Genomic DNA, 6,000 nt, shown 5'->3' with positions numbered 1-6,000 from the left:
CCCCCCCCCCCCCCCCCCCCCCCCCCCCCCCCCCCCCCACCCCCCCCCCCCCCCCCCCCCCCCCCCCCCCCCCCCCCCGGGGGAGGGGGACCGAGGGGCGGAGGGGTCAGGCGAGGCCGGTGGCGGCGCGCACGTCGGCGCGCACGGCCTCCAGGCGCCCGGCGGCCGCGGCGCGCGCCGCGGCCAGGTCCGCGGCCCCGCCGGGCACCGGCTCGACGACCTCGCAGTACGCCTTGAGCTTCGGCTCGGTCCCGCTGGGGCGCACCACGACGCGGGTGCCGTCGGCCGTGCGCCAGCGCACCCCGTCCGTCGGCGGCAGGCCGTCCACGCCCGCGGTGAGGTCCTCCACGCCCGTCACCGGCGAGCCGGCCAGCGACGCCGGCGGCTGCGCCCGCAGCCGCGCCATCGCCCGGCCGATGAGCGAGAGGTCGTCCACCCGCACCGTCACCGGCGCCGTGGCGTGCACGCCGTGCGCGAGCGCCAGCTCGTCCAGCACGTCGGCCAGCGCGCCGCCGGCTGCCCGGGCGCGCGCGGCCAGCCGGGCCACGACGAGCGCGGTGGAGATCCCGTCCTTGTCGCGCACCACGTCCGGGGCCACGCAGTAGCCGATGGCCTCCTCGTAGCCGAAGTCCAGCCCCGGCACGCGCGCGATCCACTTGAACCCCGTCAGGGCCGGGGAGAACGTCGCGCCGTGCGCGGCGGCGATGCGCGCCAGCATCCCGGAGCTGACCACCGAGCACGCCAGCACGCCGCCCGGGCGGGCCAGCCGCTCGCCCAGCACCCAGCCCAGCTCGTCGCCGCTGAGCGCGCGCCAGGCCCCTCCGCCGGTCCCCCCGCCGGGCACCGCCACGCAGCAGCGGTCCGCGTCGGGATCGACGGCCAGCACGAGGTCGGCGTCCACCTGCGCGGCCAGCGCCAGCGCGCGGTCCAGCGCCCCGGGCTCCTCGGGGTTGGGGAACGCGACCGTGGGGAAGTCCGGGTCGGGCTCGGACTGCTCGGCGACCTCGTGCACGTCGGTGGTCCCGCTGCGGCGCAGCGCCTCGCGCAGCACCGGCGACCCGACGCCGTGCAGGGCGGTGACGACGACGCGCGGCCCCCGGCCCCCGGCGGGCACGTCGGGCACGTCGGGCACCAGCCGCTCCCCGGCCGCGACGACGGCCGCCAGGTAGTCCTCGACGACGTCCTCGCCCAGCACCCGCCAGCCGCCCGCCGCGCGCGGCACGTCGCGCACGTGCCGGACGGCGGCGATGCGCGCGGCGATCTCCGCGTCGGCCGGCGGGACGATCTGCACGCCGCGGCCCTCCTCGGGCGCGACCCGCCCGCCCAGGTACACCTTGTAGCCGTTGTCCTGCGGCGGGTTGTGGCTGGCGGTGACCATGACACCGGCGTCCGCGCCCAGGTGCCGCACCGCGAACGCCAGGACGGGCGTGGGCAGCGGCCGGGGCAGCAGCAGCACCTCGCAGCCCGCGGCGGTCAGCACGGCCGCGGAGTCGTCGGCGAAGTCGCGCGAGCGGTGCCGGGCGTCCAGGCCCACGACCACCCGCGGCCGCTCGGCGCGCTGCACCAGCCAGGCGCCCAGCCCCGCGGCCGCGCGCTGCACGACCGCCCGGTTCATCCGGTGCTCGCCGGCGCCCAGCGCCCCGCGCAGCCCCGCGGTGCCGAACTCCAGCGGCGCGGAGAAGCGGTCCGCCAGGTCCGCGACGGCCGCCGCGTCGCCGCGCGCGGCCGCGTCCAGGACGCCCCGCAGCTCGGCGCGGTCGCGCTCGTCGGGGTCGTCGTCGATCCACGCCTCGGCGCGCCGCCGCAGGTCGTCGGGCAGGTCGCGGGCTGCTGCGGTGTCCACGCGCGCGACCCTACGGCCCCCGGGCGCGGGCGGGTCGCGGCTGCTGCACCCTGGGGGCGTGCCTGCTGCACCCGTCCCCGTCGTCGTGCTCGCGGGCTTCCTCGGCGCGGGGAAGACCACCGTGCTCAACCAGCTGCTGCGCTCGGCCGCCGACGTGCGGCTGGGGGTCCTCGTCAACGACTTCGGGGCCGTCGGGGTGGACGCGCTGCTGGTCGCCGGGCAGGCCGGCAGCACCGTCTCGCTGGAGAACGGCTGCCTGTGCTGCTCCACCGACGACGGCAGCGTGGAGGAGCTGCTGGGGCGGCTGCTGGAGCAGGGCCGGCGCGACGGCGACGGCCTGGACGCCGTCGTCGTGGAGGCCAGCGGCGTCGCCGAGCCGGGGCAGATGGTGCGCCGGGTCCTGACCTGCGGGGTGCCGGGGGTGGAGTACGGCGGCCTGGTCGTGGTGGTCGACGCGGTGGAGTTCGAGGCGGCGCTGCTGCGGCACCCGCGCCTGGCCGACCACGTCGCGGCCGCCGACGTCGTGCTGCTGAGCAAGACCGACCTCGTCGACGGGGCGGCCGCCCGCCGGGTCGCGGCCCGCTGCCGGGAGCTGAACCGGTGGGCGCCCGTGGTGCCCGCCGCCCGCGGCCGCGTCGACCCGCGGCTGCTGTTCGACGAGCGCCCGCCCGCGCAGCGCCAGCTCGCCCTCGGCGAGGCGCTGGACGAGGACGGCGGCCACGACGACCACCTGCACGCCCTGTACGAGAGCGTGTCCTTCCGCAGCGAGGAGCCGCTGGACCCGCGGGCGCTCGTCGCCTGGCTGGACGCGCGCCCGCCCGGGGTCTTCCGGGTCAAGGGGGTGCTGCGCTTCGCCGTCCGCGGGCACGAGCAGCGGTTCGTCCTGCACACCGTCGGCGCGGCCGTCCGCTTCGAGCGGACCGCGTGGCCGGACGGTGACCCGCGGCGCAGCGAGCTGGTGCTCATCGGCGCCGGCCTGGACGCCGGGGCGCTGCTGGCGGGCCTGCGGGCCTGCGTGCACGAGGGGCCGCCGCTGGAGGACGAGCTGGCGGTGATGGGCGTCCTGCGCAGCACCGAGGACTGAGCCCCAGTCTCCCGACCGGCACCCGCGCCGGCACCGATGAGTCCGGCCGCCCGCGGCGGTCCAGGAGGGCGTGGAGGACACGGCGCAGCAGCGCGAGCGGGAGCAGCGGTCGAGAACGGCGCGACAACGGGGGAGCGGAGTGTCGGCCCCCCTCCCTAGGGTCGGGGGCATGGCGGAGCGGACGGGGGACCACGCGGTCCTCGCGAGGGGACTGGTCAAGCGGTACGGAGAGGTCACGGCGGTCGCGGGCGTGGACCTGGAGGTGCCCACCGGCACCGTCCTGGCGCTGCTCGGGCCGAACGGGGCGGGCAAGACGACCACGGTGCGGATGCTGACGACGCTCCTGGTGCCCGACGAGGGCACCGTCGAGGTCGCGGGCGTCGACGTGGTCGCCGACCCGCGCGCGGCCCGGGAGCGGATCGGGCTGTCCGGGCAGTACGCGGCCGTCGACGAGAACCTCACCGGGTTCGAGAACCTCGACATGGTCGGGCGCCTCTACCACCTGGGGCGGCGGCGCTCGCGCGAGCGCGCGTGGGAGCTGCTGGAGCAGTTCCGGCTGACCGACGCGGCCAAGCGGGTCGCCAAGACGTACTCCGGCGGCATGCGCCGCCGGCTCGACCTGGCCGGGGCGCTCGTCGCGCAGCCGCCGGTGCTGTTCCTGGACGAGCCGACGACGGGCCTGGACCCGCGCAGCCGCAACGACATGTGGGACCTGCTGACGGGCATGGTCGCGGACGGCACGACGCTGCTGCTGACGACGCAGTACCTGGAGGAGGCCGAGCGCCTCGCCGACGACATCGTCGTCATCGACCACGGGCGGATCATCGCCCGCGGCACCGCCGACGAGCTCAAGACCGACGTGGGCGGGCAGCGGGTGGAGGTGGTCGTCGCCACCGACGCCGAGGTGGACGTCGCCGCCGGCGTGCTGCGCGAGGTCGCGGTGGGCGAGCTGCAGGTGGAGCGCCGGGCGCGGCGCCTGACCGCGCCGGTGACCGCGGGCACGCGCGTGCTCGTGGACGTCCTGCGCCGGCTGGAGGAGGTGGGCACGGTCCCGCTGGACGCCGGCCTGCGCCGCCCGACGCTGGACGACGTGTTCCTCACGCTGACCGGCAAGCCCGCCGAGGAGGTGGCCGGTGAGGACGACCAGCCGGCCTCGGAGGAGGCGTCGCAGAAGGCCTCGCGGAAGGCCTCGACGAGGGAGGAGGGGGTGCGCTCGTGAACGGCCTGGCCACGGTGGTCAACGACAGCTCGGTGATCGCCAAGCGGAACATCCTGAAGATCACGAGGATCCCCGACCTGCTGGTCGGCACCCTCATCTCGCCGATCATGTTCATCCTGCTGTTCGGCTACGTCTTCGGCGGCGCGATCGGCACCCCCGGTGGCGGCTCGGCGGCCGACTACCGCGAGTTCCTCGTGCCGGGCATCTTCGCCCAGACCGTCATCTTCGGCGCCACCGTCACCGGCGCCGGGATCGCCGACGACATGCAGAAGGGCATCATCGAGCGGTTCCGCTCGCTGCCCATGACGCAGTCGGCGGTCCTGGTGGGGCGCACCGCTTCCGACGTCATCCTCAACGTCATCGTCATCGTCATCATGTCGCTGACGGGCCTGGTCATCGGCTGGCGGATCCGCACCTCGTTCCTGGACGCGCTCGTCGGTTTCGCGCTGCTGCTGCTGTTCGCGTACGCGGTCTCGTGGGTGATGGGCCTGCTGGGCCTGCTCATCCGCACGCCCGAGGCGTTCAACAACCTGACGTTCCTCACCATCTTCCCGCTGACGTTCATCACCAACGCGTTCGTGCCGCTGGAGACGTTCCCCGGCCCGCTGAAGGTGGTCGCGCAGTGGAACCCGGTGTCCACGCTGGTGCAGGCCGCGCGCGAGCGGTTCGGCAACGTGCCACCGGGCACGGAACTGGGCAGCTGGTCGCTGCAGAACGCCGAGCTGTACACGCTGCTGTGGATCCTGCTGGTCCTCGCGGTGTTCGTGCCGCTCGCCACGCGGCAGTACAAGCGGGCCGCCGCCCGCTGACCGACCGCCCCGGACGTCCGCGACGGCCCCGCACCCGGTCTCCGGGTGCGGGGCCGTCGCACGCCGGCGGCCCGTGCCGGGCACACTGGCGCCCCCACGTCCCCGGGGCTCACCGACGAGCCCCCCGCGCACCGGAGGCACCGTGACCGCCGACGCCGTCGTCGACTCCTTCCCGTCCCCCGCGGACGGCCTCGCCATCGCCGTCCACCGCTGGGCCGACGTGCCCGGCCAGCCGCTGGGCGTCGTGCAGGTCGCGCACGGCCTGGCCGAGCACGCCCGCCGCTACGCCCGCGCGGCGGCAGCGCTCAACGCCGCCGGGTTCGTCGTGGTGGCCGCCGACCACCGCGGCCACGGCGCCTCCACCGGTCCCGGCGTCCCGCTCGGCTCCTTCGGCGCCGCCGGGTTCGAGGGGTTCACCGCCGACGTCGCGCGCCTCGCCGAGCTGCTGCGCGAGCAGCACCCCGGCCTGCCCGTGTTCCTGCTCGCGCACTCCCTGGGGTCGATGGGCGCGCAGAACGTGCTGCTGGAGCGGTCGGACCTGTGGGACGGCGTCGTCCTCAGCGGCTCCACCGCCCTGGACGGCCTCGTCGACGTCGTGCGCTCCCTGCCGCCGGACCAGCCGGGCCTGGCGGCGTTCAACGCCCCGTTCGAGCACCGCACCGGTTTCGAGTGGCTCAGCCGCGACCCGGCCGAGGTGGACGCCTACGTCGCCGACCCGCTGTGCGGGTTCGCCACCGACGAGGCGATCCTCGCCGGAGCGCTGGCCACCGCGGCCGCCACCGCCGACCCCGAGCGCCTGGCGCGGATCCGCCCCGACCTGCCGGTCCTCCTCGTCAGCGGCACCGAGGACCCCGTCGGCGGCGCCGGCGGGCAGCTGCTGGAGCGCCTGGCCGGGCGCTACCGCGCCGCCGGGCTGCGGGACGTGACGCTGGAGCTGCTGCCCGGCGCCCGGCACGAGGTGCTCAACGAGACGAACCGCGACGAGGTGACCGCGCTGGTCACCGGCTGGCTGCGCGCTCGGGCCGCGGCGACCGGCTGAGCGGAC

5 protein-coding genes are annotated in these 6,000 nt (G+C 76.8%); 4 read left to right on the top strand and 1 reads right to left on the bottom strand.

Annotated elements, in window-relative coordinates:
* Positions 1 to 106: 106 nt before the first annotated feature.
* Complete coding sequence (locus AB8M62_RS16410; protein ID WP_369070229.1) at positions 107 to 1,843, bottom strand: phospho-sugar mutase; 1,737 nt, start codon at positions 1,841 to 1,843, stop codon at positions 107 to 109.
* A gap of 58 nt (positions 1,844 to 1,901) precedes the next feature.
* Between AB8M62_RS16410 and AB8M62_RS16405 the strand changes: the two genes are divergently transcribed.
* The 4 genes from AB8M62_RS16405 to AB8M62_RS16390 all read left to right on the top strand — a co-directional run bounded on the left by AB8M62_RS16405 (position 1,902) and on the right by AB8M62_RS16390 (position 5,994).
* Positions 1,902 to 2,927: a CobW family GTP-binding protein gene (locus AB8M62_RS16405; protein ID WP_369051946.1), complete on the top strand. Its 1,026-nt coding sequence runs from the start codon at positions 1,902 to 1,904 to the stop codon at positions 2,925 to 2,927.
* A 169-nt stretch (positions 2,928 to 3,096) separates the two neighbouring features.
* Positions 3,097 to 4,146, top strand: coding sequence for an ATP-binding cassette domain-containing protein (locus tag AB8M62_RS16400; RefSeq protein WP_369051947.1), 1,050 nt, complete (start codon positions 3,097 to 3,099; stop codon positions 4,144 to 4,146).
* Positions 4,143 to 4,955: an ABC transporter permease gene (locus AB8M62_RS16395; RefSeq protein ID WP_369051948.1), complete on the top strand. Its 813-nt coding sequence runs from the start codon at positions 4,143 to 4,145 to the stop codon at positions 4,953 to 4,955. The genes AB8M62_RS16400 and AB8M62_RS16395 overlap by 4 nt, the downstream gene beginning before the upstream one ends.
* A 142-nt stretch (positions 4,956 to 5,097) precedes the next feature.
* A complete protein-coding gene (locus AB8M62_RS16390; protein ID WP_369051949.1) occupies positions 5,098 to 5,994 on the top strand; it encodes an alpha/beta fold hydrolase in 897 nt (298 codons plus the stop codon).
* The last annotated feature ends 6 nt before the right edge of the window (positions 5,995 to 6,000 follow it).

The sequence above is a fragment of the Kineococcus terrestris genome (assembly GCF_041020755.1).
GTDB lineage: Bacteria > Actinomycetota > Actinomycetes > Actinomycetales > Kineococcaceae > Kineococcus > Kineococcus terrestris.
Note: the sequence above shows the minus strand (reverse complement) of the source record. Positions and strands in the feature narration are given on the sequence as shown.

Bases quoted from the DNA above. Each gene is read 5' to 3' on its own strand.
- AB8M62_RS16400 (WP_369051947.1), top strand. From the start codon at position 3,097: ATGGCGGAGCGGACGGGGGACCACGCGGTCCTCGCGAGGGGACTGGTC.